At 63.5% G+C, this 19,459-nt stretch carries 18 protein-coding genes; 11 read left to right on the top strand and 7 right to left on the bottom strand.

Translation table 11 applies throughout. The features are described from left to right. Nucleotides 1-161: 161 nt before the first annotated feature. Complete coding sequence (locus MNAB215_RS25530) at nt 162-674, top strand: hypothetical protein (protein WP_077081255.1); 513 nt, start codon at nt 162-164, stop codon at nt 672-674. A gap of 159 nt (nt 675-833) precedes the next feature. Here the strand turns inward: MNAB215_RS25530 and MNAB215_RS25525 are convergent, their stop codons facing one another. Continuing rightward, nucleotides 834-1,301: a glucose-6-phosphate dehydrogenase gene (locus MNAB215_RS25525; protein WP_077081254.1), complete on the bottom strand. Its 468-nt coding sequence runs from the start codon at nt 1,299-1,301 to the stop codon at nt 834-836. 372 nt (nt 1,302-1,673) lie between these two features. On the opposite strand from MNAB215_RS25525, the gene MNAB215_RS25520 reads away from it, so the two are divergent. Further along, nucleotides 1,674-1,895, top strand: a complete 222-nt coding sequence (locus tag MNAB215_RS25520; protein ID WP_077081253.1) for a hypothetical protein — start codon at nt 1,674-1,676, stop codon at nt 1,893-1,895. Nucleotides 1,896-2,060: 165 nt separating this feature from the next. Here MNAB215_RS25520 and MNAB215_RS25515 read toward each other — a convergent pair whose 3' ends face one another. Next, the gene (locus MNAB215_RS25515; RefSeq protein ID WP_077081252.1) at nt 2,061-2,945 is read right to left on the bottom strand and encodes a universal stress protein; all 885 of its coding nucleotides are present in this window, start codon (nt 2,943-2,945) and stop codon (nt 2,061-2,063) included. Between the two features lie 209 nt (nt 2,946-3,154). Then, nucleotides 3,155-4,639, bottom strand: a complete 1,485-nt coding sequence (locus tag MNAB215_RS25510; RefSeq protein ID WP_083746252.1) for an APC family permease — start codon at nt 4,637-4,639, stop codon at nt 3,155-3,157. 1,295 nt (nt 4,640-5,934) lie between these two features. Between MNAB215_RS25510 and MNAB215_RS25500 the strand changes: the two genes are divergently transcribed. Beyond that, entirely contained in the window at nt 5,935-6,357 is a 423-nt protein-coding gene (locus MNAB215_RS25500) for an MmpS family transport accessory protein (protein WP_174604678.1), read from the top strand. Beyond that, nucleotides 6,354-9,290, top strand: coding sequence for an MMPL/RND family transporter (locus MNAB215_RS25495; protein ID WP_077081250.1), 2,937 nt, complete (start codon nt 6,354-6,356; stop codon nt 9,288-9,290). The genes MNAB215_RS25500 and MNAB215_RS25495 overlap by 4 nt, the downstream gene beginning before the upstream one ends. 91 nt (nt 9,291-9,381) lie before the next feature. On the opposite strand, the gene MNAB215_RS25490 is transcribed toward MNAB215_RS25495, so the two are convergent. Further along, complete coding sequence (locus MNAB215_RS25490) at nt 9,382-9,726, bottom strand: thioesterase family protein (RefSeq protein ID WP_077081249.1); 345 nt, start codon at nt 9,724-9,726, stop codon at nt 9,382-9,384. 198 nt (nt 9,727-9,924) lie between these two features. Continuing rightward, entirely contained in the window at nt 9,925-10,242 is a 318-nt protein-coding gene (locus MNAB215_RS29985; protein ID WP_077081248.1) for an Mtp family mycobacterial-type pilin, read from the bottom strand. A 541-nt stretch (nt 10,243-10,783) separates the two neighbouring features. Between MNAB215_RS29985 and MNAB215_RS25480 the strand changes: the two genes are divergently transcribed. The 5 genes from MNAB215_RS25480 (at nt 10,784) to MNAB215_RS25455 (ending at nt 14,992) form a co-directional block, all read left to right on the top strand. Then, nucleotides 10,784-11,287 (top strand): DUF4232 domain-containing protein, encoded by a 504-nt coding sequence (locus tag MNAB215_RS25480; protein WP_077081247.1) that lies wholly within the window; start codon nt 10,784-10,786, stop codon nt 11,285-11,287. A 315-nt stretch (nt 11,288-11,602) separates the two neighbouring features. Next, a complete protein-coding gene (locus tag MNAB215_RS25475) occupies nt 11,603-12,736 on the top strand; it encodes a glycosyltransferase (protein ID WP_245830401.1) in 1,134 nt (377 codons plus the stop codon). Beyond that, complete coding sequence (locus tag MNAB215_RS30865) at nt 12,705-13,244, top strand: hypothetical protein (protein ID WP_425436506.1); 540 nt, start codon at nt 12,705-12,707, stop codon at nt 13,242-13,244. The genes MNAB215_RS25475 and MNAB215_RS30865 overlap by 32 nt, the downstream gene beginning before the upstream one ends. A 236-nt stretch (nt 13,245-13,480) precedes the next feature. After that, nucleotides 13,481-14,188 carry a GAF and ANTAR domain-containing protein gene (locus MNAB215_RS25460; RefSeq protein WP_077081245.1) on the top strand — a complete coding sequence of 236 codons (708 nt, stop codon included), beginning with the start codon at nt 13,481-13,483 and terminating at the stop codon, nt 14,186-14,188. Nucleotides 14,189-14,233: 45 nt separating this feature from the next. Continuing rightward, the gene (locus tag MNAB215_RS25455; protein WP_077081244.1) at nt 14,234-14,992 is read left to right on the top strand and encodes a GAF and ANTAR domain-containing protein; all 759 of its coding nucleotides are present in this window, start codon (nt 14,234-14,236) and stop codon (nt 14,990-14,992) included. 3 nt (nt 14,993-14,995) lie between these two features. Here MNAB215_RS25455 and MNAB215_RS25450 read toward each other — a convergent pair whose 3' ends face one another. Both MNAB215_RS25450 and MNAB215_RS25445 read right to left on the bottom strand, forming a co-directional pair. After that, on the bottom strand, nt 14,996-15,799 hold the full coding sequence (locus MNAB215_RS25450) for a GAF and ANTAR domain-containing protein (protein WP_077082331.1): 804 nt from the start codon (nt 15,797-15,799) through the stop codon (nt 14,996-14,998). Between the two features lie 64 nt (nt 15,800-15,863). Then, nucleotides 15,864-17,498: a fatty acyl-AMP ligase gene (locus tag MNAB215_RS25445; RefSeq protein WP_077082330.1), complete on the bottom strand. Its 1,635-nt coding sequence runs from the start codon at nt 17,496-17,498 to the stop codon at nt 15,864-15,866. A 535-nt stretch (nt 17,499-18,033) separates the two neighbouring features. Between MNAB215_RS25445 and MNAB215_RS25440 the strand changes: the two genes are divergently transcribed. Both MNAB215_RS25440 and MNAB215_RS25435 read left to right on the top strand, forming a co-directional pair. Further along, nucleotides 18,034-18,837 carry a GAF and ANTAR domain-containing protein gene (locus MNAB215_RS25440; protein ID WP_077081243.1) on the top strand — a complete coding sequence of 268 codons (804 nt, stop codon included), beginning with the start codon at nt 18,034-18,036 and terminating at the stop codon, nt 18,835-18,837. 434 nt (nt 18,838-19,271) lie between these two features. Beyond that, entirely contained in the window at nt 19,272-19,451 is a 180-nt protein-coding gene (locus MNAB215_RS25435; protein ID WP_077081242.1) for a DUF6131 family protein, read from the top strand. The last annotated feature ends 8 nt before the right edge of the window (nt 19,452-19,459 follow it).

Raw genomic sequence — 19,459 nt, 5'->3', positions numbered from 1 at the left:
TAACCGATCTCGGCGAGACAAAAGGTCCGTCTCGCCGAAAATTGTTTCCGTTCAATGGTCGGAGAGTTCGTTGACTTACCCACTCCTCCCGGTTCGACTAAGTGTCGGCTAAATCCCCGCTTTGGTACTCCGATGTCGATTAGCCGTGCTATTTTGCGCGCATGTCTAATAGCGTCCTCAGGCAAAGCTTCCCTTCGGTGGCCATGGCTCTTGCCGTTGTTATCGCAGCCCCAGCCCACGCGGACCCGAATCAACAGCCCCAGCTTGATGGGGAAATTCACGTGGAGTTCTGGTCGGACGGCATGAGAATAGACCCTAGCTACGTCAAGCCAGCTGACTCGTACTGTGCCAAGAACGTCACTAACGTTGGATTCACCGTCGACAATGGCGGCAGCTCGCCGTTCGCTAAGTGCACGTATAACAAGACCTGGGTGAACTACAAAGTGACGCTTGTATCGCCGGAGGAGGTAGCCGGCAAAGTGGTCACGGTGCATTTTGACCAGACCAGCCCGGTGGGAGCGGATTACGTGTTTGCCCCCACCCGATGCTCTGATGCAAGTTCCGATAAAATCCAATGTTTGCCGGGCAAGTTGCCCAATTATGTGTTTTCAGCAGACATCATCGTGTGGCCAAACGCTGGCGGTGGGGGCTCTGCAGGCTTTACGGAAAGGTAACCAGAGCAGTCTTCGGGATCAACGCCTTCTTGGCGTGCCTTTGCTCCTTTGATTTGTCCGCTTTTGCTTCCTCCTCGATTTTTTTGATCTCTTCCGTCAAAAGGTCTCGGGAACGGGATGCCAGCAGGAACTCTAGATTCTGCCGCGGCGAAGAAATGGCTACGTGGGCAGATCCACCCGCAACGCCGGGTGCTCATCGAGTATCCGGCGCAGCGCGGCGTCCATCGGATGCGCGGATGTGAGTTCGCGGCCGAACTGGCTGTCCACCACTACTACCGTGCCCTCGCGCAGTTCGGCGGTATCGACCTGATCGACGAACGGATCGAACAATGCGGGTGGCGTGGCCAGGTAATACAGCGCCCGGCGCGACGCGTTCAACCCGGCGGCATACATCAGTCCGTGTTGGGTGATCACGAAGAGTTCCGAAGCGATCCTGGCGTTCGGTATCTCGGCTTTGCCCCATGCCGTTGCGGCACAACGGGTTTGTGCCAATCTATCCGGGACGTCGTCACTCAGCGAAAGTAACCTTTCGACGAGTGCTCCACCCATTCGCGGATACGCATCGATGGCGGGCCTGAAGTACCGCTGGAAGATCTCGCCGAAAAAGTCGTAATGTTGCTCGCTCATAGCATCTCCAGGTTTCGGACCGAGACCTCAATTGTGCGCCCCTACCGACACCTGAGCGCAAGTTCGGCCGAGACGGTGGCGTCGCTGTTGCCTTCCTCTCGAGATGTTCCTGAACCACAGGTTGGAGATGGTCAACGGCGGTTAGGTCCTCGGCCGCAACCCCATTCGGACGCATCACTCAATCGGGCGAGTGGCTCGCGCAACGTCGAAGCACTACCTGCGGTGGTCGAACCAGATACAGGATGCGCGCCGTTATGCTTGCTCGCCAGCGGGCGAAAGACCTCGTTCTCGGGACTTCCGACTCTGGGCTTCTCGCCATCGCGCCGGTATCCTGCTGCGTGCCGATCTGACGATGCGGGGGAGACTCTCATTATGAAAATGTGGATCGAAATTCAAGGCCACGACGACGACGACGAATATTCGGACGCTGCCACCTATGAAATACTCACGGGCGGTGTGTTAAAGGTCGCCAGCGGCAATGATATTCACCTTTACAGTCCCGCACACTGGCAAGAGGCCATAATTGACACCCGGCCCGCAGTTCAGCGCGACGAGCAAGTCCAACAGCTGGACGAAGATCTGAAATGGCAATAATGGCCGCCGTTCGGCAGTAAACGCGGAGTATCTCCCGAACATCGTTGGCGCTCTCGCGACTTCGGCGATGTGCTCAGTGTGGTTGCATCTGCGTGACCCGTTCGCTGGTCATCACACCCGTCGGCGCGGGCCGCATCACCCGCTGGACGACCGCAGCTGCGGGGGTTAGCCCTGGCGCGCAACGATGACCGGTACGCGGGCCCCGTGCACCACTGCCGTGCTGACAGAGCCGAGCAGCATTCCGGCGAATCCGCCGCGGCCGTGGCTTCCGACCACGACCAGCTGAGCGGTCTCGGCTTGTTCGAGCAGGTGATGCGCGGGCCGATCCAAAACGACGACACGACGCACGCGCACATCGGGGTAGCGCTCCTGCCAGCCCGCCAAGCGCTCGGCGAGGGCCTCATGCGCCCGCGGTTCGGCCACCGCCCATTCCAGCGCATGAATGCCGAACGGGTCGCCGTCGATCGACGCGTGCACTGCTACCAGTTCGACTGCGCGCCAAGAGGCCTCGTCGAAGGCGATCGCGGTGGCCAGCTCCGATGCCGGTGACCCGTCGATGCCGACGACCACCGGTGACGACGCGGGTTCATGCTCGGCTGGCGCCTCGTCGTGGATGACGGCGACCGGGCAGTGTGCGTGATGAATCATCGCCGTACTGAGCGATCCGAGCTGCAAGCGGGGCAAGTGGCCGGTACCGCGGCGGCCCACCACGATCAGCTCGGCACCCTTGGACAAATCGAGCAGCGCGGGTACGGGTGCCGAAATAATCACCTCGCGGTGGATCTGCACGCCCTCGGCGCCGTCGCGGGCTGTCCGGGCGGCGTTGTCGACAAGCTGCTCGGACTGTTTTCGTTGCATACGCAAGAGATCGTCCGGGATGGGCGCCGTCCAGGTAACCGTGGATGAGCCTGGAACCAACGGGGTGGCGCTGTGGACCAGGGTCAATCCCACATGGCGCATCGCCGCTTCGCGCGCTGCCCACCGCACGGCCGCGGTCGATGACGCGGATCCGTCGACACCGACCACGATTCCGCGACGTGTTGAGGCCATTTCGCTCTCCCTATGATCGTGGGTCACGACATCGACCGAACGCGGCGATCCTCTAGGACGCCGTGACGACCTACGTGCCAGTGCTGACGCTACGAGAACTGACTTCGCCGGGCAGGAGGCCAAATTCCCGGTGGGAGGTGGCCATTGTGCCCTTCCCAAGTCGGCGTCACTTGTGATGTCCGTCGAATCATGTTGTAGCTCAGCACTGTTCAGCGGGCGACAGAATCAGGCACAACGATTTCGGTCCCCGCGTTGAGGGTCTTGCCGCGAAAGAAGTCCCGGCTACCGAGTGCGCTCAGCGCCGCGACCGGGATGCCAAGAAGCAGCAGGCCCATGCCAAGGACGAATACGCCACCGACCGGGCCAAAGTGGGTTTTGCCGTAGTCCGGCGCGTACATATCGATGGCACTCTGCACGAACGCCCACGTCATCGCCACCGCGCCGATCAACGGGAAGGCGCCGCGCAGCCAGAAGTTGCGCGCCGATCGCCTCAGCGTGCGCCGATAGGTCCACACGCACGCATACGCCGCGGTGGCGTAGTAGAAGGTGACGGCCAGCCCCAGCGACGCCACCATGTCCGTCAACGAATTCTGGCTGACCAGCGTCATCACAAGATAGAGCGTGAAGCCGCCGATACCGATCGTGAGGACGGCGAACCCAGGCGTTCGGTGCTGCGGGTGCACCCGCGCGAAGCGCTGCGGTAGGGCCCTGTAGACCGCCATGGCCAGCACACCCCGCGCGGTTTTGACCAGACTCGTCATCACCGACGCCAATGAGGACGAACTGATCGCGAGCAGCAGCACAACGGCCAGCCCCCTACCGGCCACGGGATCTCCCAGAATGCTGAGGGCGTCGTTCGCGTTCTGCGGATTGTTGAGGCCGATGCCGGTTATGCCGAACCCGGCGAAGGCTTGAATCGCAAAGCTCACCAGCACGTAGGTGCCAAGCATGAGGATCGTAGCCAGCACGGCGGCCCTGCCCGGGTTCTTGTGTGGCTGCTTGGTCTCCTCGGATATTGCCAGGCATGCATCCCATCCCCAGTATGCGAAGAAGCACAGGATGGCGCCGTGGGCCACGGCCGCAGCGGATAGCCCCGCCGGAAACAGCCAGTCCCACCGTGGCATCACCGCCTGTGGACCCGCATGATGGCCGCACACCTTGACCAACGCGATCACGCTGACCAGTGCCAGCATCACGAATTGCAACGCGACCAGCACAGCCTGTGTGCGCTCGGTGACCTCGATTCCCCGCAGACACAGCACTAGCAGGCCGATGACGGCCAGCCCGCCCACCGCGACCTGAGCGGCCATCGAATTCGCCAATGCGTTCAGGTGCAGGGCCTTCAGCAAGTAGATCGCCGCGACCTGTGCGCCATTGCCGACGGCGACGGTCGCAGCGACCACCGAGGCCCAGCCGGCCAGCCAGCCAACCCACGGACCGAACGCGCGCGTGGCCCATGTGAAAGCCGATCCGCAGTCCGGGGTTTCGCTGGCAAGTTCCCGAAACGCGAAGGCGGTCAGCATCATCGGCACAAACCCGATGACAAATAGCGCGGGCGCCTTGGTGCCCACCGCCGCCACCATGCCAGCCAGCACCGCCGCGAGACTGTAGGCGGGCGCGACCGACGAGACCGCGATGACGACGCTCCCGACCAGGCTGACGGTGCCCGGCCTCAGTCCCTTTCCGGCGGTCATCACACTGGTTGTCGGCGCAGAGGAGGCCTTACTCCCCATCGCCCCTCGGAAACTGGGGAGTCCGTTTTCGCCGGCGCCAACGTCGTTGTACTTGCCAAAGCGAATCATCACCACCCGAGTACGGAGGCTGCCTTTTGCTCCGGTACATAGGGTCAGCCTGTCGAGAAGACACGCCTCGGCCGACACCGGGCCCCGCTGGGGTCACGACCGTAGTATCGCAGGGCACTGTCCCCGAAGCCGGTTCGTTGCCGTCGGTCAATCTGGCCGCGTACCTTTGGGTTCCGCGGATTCGGTGGGCGGGTCGCCCCACCACCATCAAAGAGTTCGTACAAGCGAACCGCGCCGCGTTCGAGTCATAAACCGCGATGGTCGCGAATATCGCGCCCGCGTATATATTCTTAAGGTCCCACGTGGTGGAGTTACGCTTCAAATAGCCAATTCGTTGCAGAAAGTGGCGAGTCCATTATCTGGTGGAAGCGCGCATTATCGCGCCGCCTTGGTGGCTTCGCGCTGAGCCTTCTTTTTCACCTGGGTCGAGCAGCAGTGTCCCATTTCGCAATGGTATCGGTCACTGCAATCATGCGAACAATATGCTGATGCGGCCGGAAGCCAGTCTGGATCGGACAGGTCACGCCATCGGTCGTTCGGGTCGAACGTGTGGCCGCAATGTACGCAAGTCTTGACCTTGGTCTTGGTAGCCATGCAGGTCAGGGTACGCGCCATGGCCCGAAAAGGCTGCTGGTTTCAGGTCGACGGCGAACAATCGACGTCTCGCAAAGCAGGTGGCGTGCAATTCAAAAGAAACGTTGTTTGCGACAGCGAATTAATTGTTTTCTGAAACTAAATCAGCCGACATCGATTCTCGCTATCGTCGCGGGTCGACATGACCGCGCGTTCATTTCCAATGAGATCGACGGGCAACAGGTCAGCGGACAGAAGACTAGCGCCTCGCAGCGAAATCGATTGTAGCGCATAGCGTTTCCATGCCTCCGCCGCAACAGCCCTCTCCGGAGGCCTTTCCGCTGCAAGACGGTCACGCGTATCGCTCTGTTGAGCGTCGCTTTGCGCTGCCCGCACGGGAGTGGCCCGCCCTGGCGTCCGTCATCGCCAGCAAACTGATTGAGTGGAGCGCAGCGAGCGGCGCGGCTGCGGCTGGGACGACGGCGGCGCAGCTCCGACGCGACGGCGCACCGGAGGAATTAACTCGGCAGCGATGGCGTTCGGCTAGCGGTGGCGGACGTGACGAAATGTCTTAATATCAGCCCGTCGGGCATTCCTGATCGGGGGGCACGGTGTTGAGGCTTCTCAAGCGGACATGGGTTCTGCTGGTCGTGGTCGTGGCACTGATCGTCGGCGGCGTCGCAGTGGGGCGACTCAACGGCGTCTTCCCAGGACCCGGCCTGCCCAAGCCCGATCCCCGCGATGCGACCCCGCCATACGCGGCCAAGACCGCCATCTACGAAATCCTGGGACCGCCCGGGACGACCGGCGTCGTCAACTGGATGGATGCGGAGTCCCTACCGCAGAAGGCCAACTTCACCACGTTGCCGTGGTCGACGACGATCGTCGCCGAGATGCCCGGCATCTTCGCCTACGTCGTCGCCCAAGGTGATGGCCCCTCGATCGGCTGCCGGATCACCGTCGACGGCAAATTGGTCGATCAACAACAGGTCAACACGCGTGACGCGCAGGTCTCCTGCTTGGACAAATCCGCGTGACCGACAACACGAGCGACACGGACGAAATCCCCGTCGCGCCGCGCACCGAAGTTGAGCGCAAACCGCGGATCGCCCGCACCATCCGCGTCCTGGCGCTGCCGATCGTCGTGATCTGGCTGCTGATCGCGGTCGGCGTCAACGTCTTCGTTCCACAGTTGGAAGCGGTTGCCGAGGACGTCTCGGTGCCGCTCTCGCCATCCGACGCGCCTTCGGTGACCGGGATGAAGCACATCGGACAGAAATTCAACGAGTACGACTCCGACAACCTCGTCCTGGTGACCCTTGTCGGTGACAAACCACTCGGCCCGGACGCTCACCAGTACTACAGCGATCTGGTCAAGAAGCTGAGGCAGGACACCAAACACGTCGAGCATGCGCTCGACTTCTGGGGGCAGCGGTTTACGGCCTCGGGTGTCGAGAGCTATGACCACAAGTCCGCCTACGTCCAGGTCAACCTACGCGGCGACCAGGGCGGCGCAGTCGGCGACAAGTCGGTTGACTCGGTTCGCCAGATCGTCGCGGACTCGAAGCCGCCGCCGGGGGTGAAGGCCTACGTCGCGGGTCAGGGGGCCCTGACCGACGACACGATCGTTGTCGGGAACGCGAGCCTGTTCAAGATGACGATCATCACCGTCATCATCATCGCGATCATGCTGATGTTCGTCTATCGGTCCATCGGCACTGTGCTGCTGACGATGGTGATTCTGTTCGTCGGACTGGCGACCGGCCGAGGCGTGGTAGCGCTGCTGGGCGACACCGGCATCATGGGGTTGTCGACCTTTGCCGTCAACTTGCTGACGGCGCTGGCCATCGCGGCCGGGACCGACTACGCGATATTCATGGTGGGCCGCTACCAGGAGGGCCGCGAGCGGGGACTGGACCGCGAAGCCGCCTACTACGACACCTTCGCCGGGGTTACCAAGGTGGTGCTGGGCTCGGGTTTGACGATCGTCGGGGCGCTGGCCTGTCTGCATTTCACTCGGCTGCCCTACTTCAGTTCGCTGGCGTTTCCGTGCGCAATCGGTCTGCTGGTGGTGGTGGCCGCCGGGGTGACCCTGACACCGGCGCTGATCGTCTTCGCGAGCGGCTTCGGTCTCTTCGATCCGAAGCGAAAGTTCAACTACACCCGGTGGCGCCGCCTGGCGACGGCCATCGTGCGGTGGCCGGCACCCATCCTCGCTACCTCCGTTATCCTGGCGATTGTCGGCGCCCTGGGATTGATGGGCTTCAACCCGCGCTACAACGACCTGTACTACCTACCCCAGAGTGCGTCCTCAGTTAAGGCGTACACCGCGGCCGATCAACACTTCACGCAGGCCCGTTTGAACCCGGACCTGCTGATGATCGAATCGGACCACGATCTGCGCAATCCCACCGACATGCTGGTCCTGGACAAGATTGCCGGAGCCATCTTCCGGGTGCCCGGCATCGAACGGGTGCAGAGCATCACCAGGCCACTTGGCCCGCCAATTCAGGACGGATCCATCCCGTTCCAGCTCAGCGTGCAGACCGCGCCGATCCGGGACAACCTCAATTACCTGAGGGCCCGTGTCGGCGACATCAAGAAGATCACCGGTTTCCTCGACACTCAAATCGACCTGTTGGAGCGCCAGTACAAGGTGACCCAGGATCTCGCGAACGCGGCGGACGACAGCTCGAAAACCACGGGCGACACGGCGGCGATCACGGATGAAATCCGGGACCACATCGCTGATTTCGACGACTTCTGGAGACCGATTCGCAGTTACTTCTATTGGGAGAAGCACTGCTACGACATCCCGATCTGCTGGTCGCTACGAAGCCTGTTCGACGCCCTGGACGGGTTCGATAAGCTCGCCGAGCAGTTCCACAAACTCACGAAAGACCTCGGCGACACGGCTAGAGCCACGCGCGAACTGCTGGCGATTATTCCTGAGAATATCGCTGTCTCGAAGTCGATCCGCGATACGACCCTGACCATCTACAGCACGTTCGACAGCCTGATCGATCAGTTCGACCGGCTCACCGACACGAACGCCGTGATGGGCAAGTCCTTCAACGACTCTCAGGTGGAGAGCCTTTTCTACCTGCCGCCCGAGATCTTCCAGAATCCGGACTTCCAGCTGGGGTTGAGCTTGATGGTGTCGCCGGACGGCAAGGCTGCTCGCTTCATCGTCACTCACGCAGTGGATCCGGCGACGACGGAGGGAATCGCGTCCGTCAATCAGGAGCGCCAAGCGGCCAAGGAGGCGCTGAAACTCACCTCGCTGCAGAACGCCGACATCTACCTCGGCGGCACCGCGGCGACGTTTTACGACATCGCCAACGGCGCTAAGTACGACCTGATGATCGCTGGGGTGGCCTCGATCGTGCTCATCTTCATCATCATGGTGGTCGTCACCCGGGCTTTGGTCGCTGCGGGCGTCATCGTCGGCACGATCGTGATGTCGCTGGGGGCTGCCTTCGGGTTCTCGACACTGATCTGGCAGCACCTTCTTAACTTCCAGTTGCACTGGGTGGCAACCGAATTCGCGCTGATCGTGCTCTTGGCGGTGGGGTCGGATTACAACCTGATGCTCGTGTCCCGGATCGAGGAAGAGATCGGTGCCGGCCTGAAAACTGGACTCATCCGCGGCATGGGTGTTACCGGCCCGGTGGTGACCGCCGCCGGTGTGGTGTTCGCCGTCACCATGGGCACGATGATCACCAGCGATCTCCGGGCGATCGGTCAGTTCGGCACCACGATCGGGATCGGCCTGTTGTTCGACACTTTCGTCGTCCGATCGCTCATCACGCCGTCGATCATGACGGTGATGGGACGCTGGTTCTGGTGGCCGAAGCGGGTACGGGTCCGCCCGGCCAGCCAGATGCTTCGGTCAGTCGGCCCGCGCCCGCTGGTTCGGGCGCTCTTGTACCACCCGCCGCGGGCGGCCCCGCCGGATCCGCAGGCGTAGCATCCGGCACAGCGCCCGCCGCCGATTGCGGACCGCACCGAAAAGACTTCGACGTCTCGGCCGTAAGGCGTTGCCAGATAATAGATTTGATTTATCGAGCGAGGAACTTTTGCCGGTCAACGATTACGCGATCGATTTCGCCGCGGGCGACGAGCTGTCCCGAATCGTCAGTCGCCTCCACCTGGAAAGTGAGACGCCGCCCATCGAGCGGCGACGGCTCGGCAGTGACCTCCACGGCGCCGCCTACGTGGGTCGCGCGTCGGTGCTCGATGCGCACTGCCGTCCCAACGGTCGTCTGGCCAGGGCCAGTGAACCGGGCAGCGGCTTGCACCGTTGCCGCTTCTAGCCATGCGATTAGTCGTGGGGTCGCGAGCACTGGCACATCACCGCTGCCAACTTGCGCAGCGGTGTCGGCATCGGTCACTTGGTAGCGCATCACTCCAAATTAGCGCGGGCTGGACGGGGTCGCCCCAGGGCCTGCCGCGACAGAGCGGCGATCCGTACTCCGCGCCGGGACGAAGGCGAAGGGTCCTCGTGGACGTCCTCAACGCCAGGGCTCCAATATGGCTGTGCACCTTGCGATTACGGGGCTGCGCACCTCCCTGCGCAGCCCCGAATCGCCAGAAGTTTCTGCTTATCGCCGGTCGCGGCCATCGTCATGCCAACCGGGGCCGCGGCCATCGTCATGCCAACCGGGGCCGCGGCCATCGTCGTGCCAGCCGGGGCCGCCGTGATTCCAGCCGTCCGGGCCGCCGTGATCCCAGCCGGGACCGTCATGACAGTGGAAACCGTCCGGGTTGAAACCCCAAACTGGGTCCCAGAAGTCGCCGGGGCACCATTGGGGGAACGGTCCGGGTTGAGCCTGGGCCACGGTGGCGCCTCCCACGCCGAGAAGGCCCAAGCCCGAATAGATGATGAATGCCGATACTGCAATGCGGGCAATGTTTTTCACGGCCAGTGCCTACCCGCGGGACTCCCGAATCCCACCATGTCAGTGACCTTGATATCGGTTCGTAACGCAAGGGTGATCACGGTCCGGTGACCACCAAGCTTGCTATCGGCGCATCCTGAAACCGGTTGAGTGCGCGCTGGTCGACGATGGCGGCCTGCCGAGGTGACTGGACTACGGGCGATCCGCCCTCGGTGCGCGTTGTACTGAGCAGCTATGCCGGTGCACGAGACGTCATGCAGGTCGCGCGCCCTTTCGGCGCGAGCACACTTCCGTCCGGCAAACCGCTGCAATCCCTCATGTGTTTGCGAAATCCGAAGAGTAAATTTAATTTTGGCGTCGCTGGGGGCAGATCGCTGCCCAATTTCGGCGGATCCGCTCCAGGACAATCCGACTCGTTGCTGCGCGGGCGTGGTCAGGTAACAAGCCCGACGGTCAGGATCTCGCCAGCACCACGAAACCCGTGGACGGTCAAGCGACCTATGCTGATGGCGTTGAGCGCTCTCCTCGGCGGCTGAGATTTCGAAGACGGGCAGGCAACTTGATGAGTCAGAGACTCCATATTTGGGCGGCCAGTGCGGCCGTTGCGTCTGCGCTCGTCATGCCGGCGGCACTGAATACGACCGCTGCCGCCGCGCCTGGGTGCGGATCCGATTCATTGAGCTTGAGCACCGGTCCGTATGGAGCGCCGGGCGATAATACCCAGATTCATTTTGCCGTCATTTTGACGAACATCTCGGCGCAGTCCTGCACGCTGCAGGGCTATCCCGGTGTCGATCTCGTCGGTCCCGATGGGCCCACCTACAGCCTGCCCCGACAGATCGGCGATCCGCGGCCCCTCACCCTTGCTCCGCGAGCGTCGGCCAGCAGCCGCCTGACCTTCTTGCCAACCCCCGACGGCTGGGTTCCCCGCACGATCGTGGTGACCCCACCCGACGCCACGACACAGCTAGAGACCCCGTGGATCCCCGGCGGCATCGCCGTATTGCGGCAGGACGGCGCGACACACCCCGGCACCTATATCGGACCGTTGCAGTTGGCCGATTGAAACATACGGATAGGCCGATGCGCCCGGCGAGATATGCTGTGGGCCTGAATGTTTGGACCGACGAAAGTACTCCACTCTTCCGCTGGTCCACGAGAGGTATGACGGCGCCTTTAAGCCACTATCGCGTTCGCCGACAATATCAATGGTCGGTGGGTGTATTCTCGAATAAGTCGCAAAGCCCAGCTAGTCCGGGATGAGTCAGCTGTTCCCGCTGACCGCGCCGAGCAACCGCTCACGCCGGACACGCCGGTTTCACCTGTAGTTGGGATCACCGTGACAGCTTTATCCACTTTTCATCCATCGACGGTTCCCGTTGTGGGCCACAGAGTTTCTGGCTCGCTTAATTTCGGCATTCTGAGTACCTACCCTCCCGCGCCGTGTGGGCTGGCAACCTTCAGCGCCGCCCTGGCGCGTGAGCTTACTGCCCATGGAGCTGACGTCAGCGTTGTGCAAGTGTCCGACGGATCGCCTTCCTCGAGCGCCCGTGTCATCGGGGAGTTGATCAGCGGCTCAACGGCATCCGTCGCAGCGTGCTCGGACTTGCTGAACCAGAGCGACATCGCGGTGATCCAGCATGACTACGACATCTACGGCGGTGTCGACGGGGACGACGTGGTCGGCGTCATGGACGGACTGCGCGTCCCGTCGATAGTCATCGCCCACACTGTTCTCAAAAACCCTTCACGACACCAGCGTTCGGTTCTCGAGGCCGTTGCAACGCGGGCGGATCAGGTGATCGTCATGTCGGATGCGGCCAGCGAACGGCTACGCGACGGCTTCGATATCGACCGCCGTAAAGTCTCGACCATCCCGCATGGGGCCACCCTCCCGACGAATTCCTGCGTGCGTGGAGGCCGCCCCACTGTACTGACTTGGGGCCTGCTGCGCCCGGGCATGGGCGTCGAGCGAGTGATCGCGGCGATGGGTTCAGTAGGCAACCTGCCCGGCCGGCCACGATACGTAGTTGCGGGCCCAACGCATCCGAAGGTGGCCGCCGCCGAGGGTGACGCCTACCGCGATGCGCTGATCGAGCAAGCGCGGCGTAGCGGTGTCGCTGATTCGGTGCGCTTCGAGCCGGGGTATCGCAATGTCGCGATGCTGACCGCACTCGTCCAGTCCGCGGCGGTGGTCGTTGTGCCTTACGACTCGACCGATCAGGCGGTCTCCGGTGTTCTGGTCGAAGCCGTCGCCTGCGGACGCCCGGTTGTGGCCACCGCGTTCCCGCACGCCGTCGAGTTGCTCTCTGGTGGCGCCGGCATCGTTGTGGCGCATGACGATCCGGATGCGTTGGCATCCGCCTTGACTCGCGTGCTGACGGAGCCGCGCCTGGCAGGCACGATGGCCGCCGAGGCCCGCCGAATGGCGCCCGAAATGTCTTGGCCGGTAGTCGCGAGTGCGTACGTGGGGGTGGCGCGTCGTGTCCTCGCGCAGCGGCAGGCACTGGTGTGACCACGACGTCGCCAGCTCCGATCATCTGCTGCGGCTGACTGACCGGCGCGGCACCGTGGAACGCGCGCGGCTCGCGAAGCCGGTTCCTGAGCGTGGTTACCGCAGGTACGACGCGGCGCGCATGCTTGTCGTCGCTACTCAAGACCATGGGCCCGACAGGACGCTGAATGGTCTGGCCAGAGTGGGGTTGCGATTCTTGAGCGGTGCGCAGGCTCTTAGCGGCGCATGCCGTAATCGGATGGACAGCACGGGCAGGTGGGTCGATGAGCGGCAACGGCTTATTTTGCCTGCGCACCAGGAGGTTTGGACCATGACAGTTACGGTGACACGTCGAGGCGGAGCAACCGATAAATATCTGCGGTTCGGTGACTCGTACGTCAAAAATAATGACGGCACACTCGATGTCGTTCACAGCGGCGCGACGCGGCCATACAGATACGCGCCGGGGGAGTGGACAGAGGTGCAGGGCGACGAAAAGAAATGGACGAGAAGCCATTTCTGGAGCTGACTCCAACGGGAGTGCTTCTGCTCCGCCCTCCCCGTGATCGACGGCAATGTGACTAAGCGGCACAAGGGTTTTGAAGTATCGGGCCGCGCCGCCCGGGCCTGGCTGACCAGCCGCCGCCGACGACAATCGACGTTACGCTCGTCAAATTCCGCAAATGGTGAAAGGGTGGGGAGGATGACGTCGCCGCTGACACCCTCGCGCACTTGCGCTGCTGCCCGAATCCCGTTCGGCTAGATGTGGCGATCCACGAGCAGCTCCTCGCCGCCGTCGACGGTCGGCGGGGGGTAGAAGCGGCCGATCGTCTATGCGCGGCCTGTGTGGTTTTGCTCGACATCGACGCAGCAACGATTTCGCTCGTCTTCGACGGCGCGAGCAGCGGAACGCTGGGATCCAGCAGCGGGCCGGCGCGCGTCTACGACGAACTGCAGTTCACTCTGGGCGAGGGACCGTGCCTGGACTCGGTCGCCCGGCGGACTCCGATTCTCGCCGTCGACCTCGCCGATCCCAAGGAGGTGCGGTGGCCCGTTTACGGGCCCGCCATGCTGGCCCACCAGATCAGAGGTGTCTACGCGGTGCCCATTGTTGTGGCCGGCGAATTTGTCGGCGCCCTCGACCTCTTCCGCGCGCACCCCGGCCCACTGTCGAACGAGGACCTGGCCGGCGCGGTAGCCGCCGCGGAGCTCGCGGTCATCCCTCTGCTGGACCTCATGAACACCGACCTGCAGGCCGCCGTAACCGAGCCCAACAGCGACGCCTGGGCCGAACTCAACGCCCTGAGCCGTTCGGAGGTCAGCCAGGCCACCGGCATGCTCGTCGCCCAGCTGGGTGTGGAGCCTGCCGAGGCCCTGATCCGGTTGCGCGCTCATGCCTACGCCACCGGCCGCAGCGCCACCGACGTCGCCCGCGACATTCTCGACCGCCGCCTGCGGCTTGAGGCCGGATGATGCGTCCCTTCGCGGGCACAACCGCATGAAAGGCAGGAGAACATCGTGACTGAAGTCCCACGTGAAACCCGGGTGCTGGACGCCGTCGTATCGATCGCCGACAGCCTGCTCGACGACTTCGACGTCGTTGACCTGTTGACCGGGGTGACAGAGCGATGCGCTGAGCTGCTCGACATCGAGGCCGCCGGATTTCTGCTCGCCGACCCGCTGAACCAGCTCCGCCTGCTGGCCGCCACCTCGGAGCAGACCCGCGAACTCGAGCTTTTCCAGCTGCAAGCCGACGAAGGCCCGTGCGTGGACTGCTACAGCACCGGCCAACCGGTCTCGGTTGCCGACGTCCAAGAGGTGCTCCATCGGTGGCCGCAGTTCGTTCCGGCTGCGGTCGATGCCGGCTTCGCGTCGGTGCATGCCCTCCCGATGCGGGCCGCCGGCATCGTGTTGGGCGCGCTCGGCCTGTTCGGCACCCGCCGCGGCGAGCTCAACGAAGCGGATCTGCTCGTCGCCCAGACCCTCGCCCATATCGCGTGCGTGGCACTCCTCCGGGAGAGCGCACCCACGCCGTCGACTGTCATGCCGCACCTCCGCTCGGCGCTGACGGGCCGCGTGATCGTCGAGCAGGCCAAGGGATTACTGCACGAACTGCTGGATGTGTCGGTGGAAGAGGCGTTCACGCTGATGCGGACCTACGCGCGAGCTAGCGGTGAACACCTGACGGAAGTCGCCCGCAGATTGATGATGGACCGCTATTCGCGGCTGCTCATTCTGACGGAGTTGGCCGAATTCAGCTCGGGGACAAGGGACTAGCGTTCAGCGATGCCGCGCACGAGCCCGACGCGCGGCCTCATCGACCAGTCGCTCGGCGACGGTGTGTAGCTTGACGTTCTCGCTTTGGCTGATCTGGGTGAGCCGCTCAAAGGCGTCGTCCGCGTTGCCACCGGTTCGGCTACGGATGATGCCGACGGCCTGGTCGATCACCGATCGGCTGTCCAGTGCGCGCTGCAATCGCAGCGTCTGTTCGTGTGCGGTCGCCAGCAACTGGGCGTTGTATATCGACACCGCGGCGGGCTTGGCGAATTGCGAGCCCAACTGCACTGCGTGATCGGCGAAGGCGTCGCGGCTCTTGGCGTACGCGTTGATCGAGCCGATCACCTGGTCGCCGACCAGCAGTGGCAGCGCCAGGGCCGAGTGCATACGCATGCGGGCCACCCGACCCCCGAAGTGGGGCCAACGGCTGTCGCTGCCCAGTGACCCGCTGACCGTGGGCCGTCGTGACTCCATACACGTAATGCATGGACCCTCGTGCAGTTCGCTGTATTGAACTGTGTCGATCTCTTGGACGAGTACCGCGGTCGCCACCCATGTCCGGACGCTGGACAAGCCGTGCTGTGGATCGATCAGTGCGATACCCACACCCTCGGCGCCCGGAATCGCCTGCGCCGCGAATTCCGCCACATCGCGCAGCAGATCCATCGCCCCTCCGCCGCCCGCGACAATCCCGGCCACGCCGCGCAGCCCCGCATACAGCTCGGCCTCGTCCGCCTCCCGCTGGGTAGGGGAGAGGTCCGGCGATGGCGGTACTACGCGACCCGGCTGGGCGTCGAAGTCGGCCAACATCTCTCCTCTCGTGAACCCGTCCAGATGGCCATGAATTTACTCTTTGTCACTTTCCGAAACGTCAGCCGACGAGCGCCGAGGTATGGGCGCGCCGCAGCTTCCCCGACGGCGTCTTGGGGATCACCCCGGGCTCGAGCACGACCACGTTGCGGGGCCGGACATCCACCTCGGCGACCACCTCGTGTGCCACCTGCTGCTCGATGCGACGCACCTCGGCCAGGTTCTCCCAGCTGTTGGACTCCACGGCGACGGCAAATGTCTCGCGCGGGTGTCCCGCTTCCAGGCGCACTGCGACGGCACTACCCGCCCGGACCCCGCAAACGCGTGTCGCGGCACGCTCGATGTCGGTTGGGTAGATGTTTCGCCCGGCCATGATGATCACGTCCTTGACCCGCCCGCAGACCACGACGTGGCCGGTCTCGGTGAGGTAGCCCAGGTCTCCGGTGGCATACCAGCCCTGCTCGTCTTGCGCCGTGACGAAACCGCCCATCGTTTCGTAGCCGAGCGTCACGGGCTCACCGCGCACCGCGATGACGCCGACGGCCCGGGCGGGCAGGACGTTGCCGTCTTCGTCGACGATGCGCGCCTCAAGCCCGTTGAGCAGACGACCAAGCGTTGCCAGTCGCCGGGTTTTGCCCTTGTTCGCAGGGACAGCTCGGTGCAGTACGGCGAGCAGGTCGGCGTCGACCTCATCGATCACAAGGCCTGCGCCGCATGCAGAGAACGACACCGCCACGGTTGTCTCGGCCATGCCGTAGGCCGGCAGGATCGCCTCGGGGCGTAACCCGAACGGTCTACCCGCTTCGCAGAGATCTTCGATGTCGGCGGGTTCGACCTGCTCGGCGCCCGACAGTGCCCACCGCAAGCTGGACAGGTCGAACTGCCCGGGCTGGGCCAGCTTGCGCAGGCGTTTGGCGAACAACGTGTAGGCGAAATTCGGTGCCGCGGTCATCGTGCCCTTGTACTTGTCGATGAGCTTGGCCCACAGCAGGATGTCGCTCAGGAAGTCCATCGGCGTGACTTTTACCAGCTCCGCGCCGAAATACATTGGTACGGTGAGGAATCCGGTCATGCCCATATCGTGGAACAGCGGCAACCAGCTCACGATCACGTCGGTATCGATGTCGACTTGTGCGCCGATGAACATTGCCTCGGCATTTGAAACGACGTTGCGGTGGGTGATCCGAACCGCCTTCGGCGATCCGGTGGAACCCGAGGTCAACTGCAGTAACGCGGTGTCGTCGTCATCGGTCTCGACCGGATCGATCGGGCGGCTGCCGAGCAGCTGCTCGATGATCAGCACCCGCATACCGAGCTGCGACAGCAAGGGGGCCGCGTCGAGGAACGGGTCTGAGATGACGACCGTCTTGGCGCCGATCATCTTGATGACGGAGATGGTCTCCTCGGCCCAGCGTTGAAGATCGGTGCGGGGAGTGGGCTGATGCAGCATCGTGAGGCTGGCGCCGCGCATCCAGATACCCTGTCCGGCAGGCGCGATCTCGGCTGGGGCGCCTGCCAGCACGGGGACGGCATCACCTCGGCCGACGCCGGCAGTGGCCAAGCCACCCGCGATCCGGCGTGCGCGCTCGTGCACCTCGCCCCAGGTGTGCCGGACGGGGCAGCTTGGCTCCCCGGTGACCAGACCCCTCGGACTGGACCGGGCGCTGCCATACATGATTTCGGTAAATTTACTCAAAACCGTTCCCTTGCAAGGTGTTTGACGTTCGATTGCAGAAGTGTCGAATGCGATCGCCTTGCGCGGAGTTCGAAGTGAAAGGGTTTGCACGGCAACAAGGTAGGCATCGAGGCGCTCGGCTGCCGCCGGCACGCGCGGCGATGATCGGTGAACCGGTGAGCACGGGACTCCGTCAAGCTCAGTCCGAAAGCACAAACCCTGTAACCGTCGGTTATCCGGGAAGATGCAGACACGTTGCGGAGGGGATCTCTTACAGATCGCCGCCGGACGCCTGCGGGAGGCTGGGAAATCAACCGTAATAGAGATTACCGCAGCGGCACCCGAGTTCGGGAGATCGCTCGACCGCGTCCGCGTAGCAGTGGAATGTTCGGTCCTCGTCGAGCCGTCTTTGCGCCCTCAAATCGAGGAAATCCCAGCGCGTTCTGTTGCCCACGCTTCGTCATTGTGCCCGGGGTTAGTATTTCCTTGACAGGCAGGACTGGGGCGGTGGGCGTTGGCGTGTACGCCCACTTTGAGCAGATGATTGAGCGCAGGTATGACGGAATCCGTCGAGGACGCAGAGGGCTTGCGGTTGGAGTCGCCGGGCGCGCAGCAGGCCATCGCTGACGCGGTGGATTTGCGGGCCGGAATCGACGACCTGACGAGCTTAGTGGCCGGCAGCCTGGGGTTGCCCGAGTTGCTGGCTGAGGTGTCGACGTTTGCGGTGCACGCCATACCGGGCGCCGACGGCGCCGGGGTTACCTTGTTGCGCGTCGACCGGGCGGAGAACATGGTGGAGGCGCTGGCGGCCAGCGCCCCGTTTGTTGCCGAAATCGACGAAATCCAGTACGTGACCCTCAGGGAGGGGCCCTGCATCACCGCGGCTTTGGACAAGCGTACGGTGCGGTCCGGGTCGTTGGGAGGGGAGAAGATGTGGCCCCGGTTCGGTCCGCGGGTGGGCCGCTTGGGCGTGCACAGTGCGCTGTCGCTGCCACTCGTGGTGTCAGGTGAGGTGATTGGGGCGATCAATGTCTACGCCCACGGCAAAGACGTCTTTGACGAGCACGCCGCCGAATTGGGGGAGCTGTTTGCCAAGCCCGCGGCGGTGGCGGTGCGTAATGCCCAGATCCTGGCGCATGCGCTGGCACTGACCACTCAGTTGCAGAAGGCGCTATCGACGCGCCCAGTGATCGATCAGGCGATCGGTTTGATCCGGGGACGTACCGGGCGCACCGCCGAAGAGGCGTTCGCGCAACTGCGGGCGATCAGCCAAGCCGAACATCGCAAATTGAACGAGGTAGCCCAGGGCATCATCGATGAAGCAGTGCGCCGGGCCCGCGCCCGACACCGCCCGGCCTGAGCCCGAACCGCCCGGCCTGACGCCTGCAGGTGGGGTATGCGGTCACCGCGCCACCCGTCGGTCACCTGGCCACGGGTTCCTGAGAGGCGTAATGTTGTTGGTGCTGAGTCCTTCAGCCAGTGTGGAGAGAGTTTGGCTGTACGCCGCTGAACTTGATGAGCGTCCGCTCGCGCCACACATTCAGATGTTTAACCGACGCGGTCGAGTCAGCCTGCAAAATCCAGACATTCCCGTACCGCCAACTCGGGTGACCGCCCACTCCGCATTCATGCGACGCTTCTGCGCCGGACACTCGCCCGCTGCATCGCACGGCGAGCGCGAAGTGCCGATCGGTTAGGGCGCGCTCAACTTGTCTGGGGGCCAAGGAAAATGAACGCGCTCAGCATCGAGTCGCGCAGTCGCTCAAACATCCACACAGAAACTAGGTAAACGCCATGATCGCTCTCGGAGTCATCCTTATCGTCCTCGGGCTCCTACTGCCCTCCCTCATCCCCACCTTCGCCTACGCCCATCTTTGCTTGGTCATCGGGGTCATCCTCCTGATCGTCGGCTTGGTGCTGATGGTCGCGGGACGGACCGGACACGCTGTCGGTGGCCGCCGCCACTACTACTGACCGGCCTG

Origin of the sequence: Mycobacterium numidiamassiliense, assembly GCF_900157365.1 — a bacterium.
Lineage (GTDB): Bacteria > Actinomycetota > Actinomycetes > Mycobacteriales > Mycobacteriaceae > Mycobacterium > Mycobacterium numidiamassiliense.
Note: the sequence above shows the minus strand (reverse complement) of the source record. Positions and strands in the feature narration are given on the sequence as shown.

Coding starts and splice junctions, on each gene's coding strand:
- MNAB215_RS25530 (WP_077081255.1), top strand. CDS start 162: ATGTCTAATAGCGTCCTCAGGCAAAGCTTCCCTTCGGTGGCCATGGCT.
- MNAB215_RS25525 (WP_077081254.1), bottom strand. CDS start 1,301: ATGAGCGAGCAACATTACGACTTTTTCGGCGAGATCTTCCAGCGGTAC.
- MNAB215_RS25520 (WP_077081253.1), top strand. CDS start 1,674: ATGAAAATGTGGATCGAAATTCAAGGCCACGACGACGACGACGAATAT.
- MNAB215_RS25515 (WP_077081252.1), bottom strand. CDS start 2,945: ATGGCCTCAACACGTCGCGGAATCGTGGTCGGTGTCGACGGATCCGCG.
- MNAB215_RS25510 (WP_083746252.1), bottom strand. CDS start 4,639: ATGACCGCCGGAAAGGGACTGAGGCCGGGCACCGTCAGCCTGGTCGGG.
- MNAB215_RS25490 (WP_077081249.1), bottom strand. CDS start 9,726: ATGCGCTACCAAGTGACCGATGCCGACACCGCTGCGCAAGTTGGCAGC.
- MNAB215_RS25480 (WP_077081247.1), top strand. CDS start 10,784: ATGAGTCAGAGACTCCATATTTGGGCGGCCAGTGCGGCCGTTGCGTCT.
- MNAB215_RS25440 (WP_077081243.1), top strand. CDS start 18,034: ATGACGGAATCCGTCGAGGACGCAGAGGGCTTGCGGTTGGAGTCGCCG.
- MNAB215_RS25435 (WP_077081242.1), top strand. CDS start 19,272: ATGATCGCTCTCGGAGTCATCCTTATCGTCCTCGGGCTCCTACTGCCC.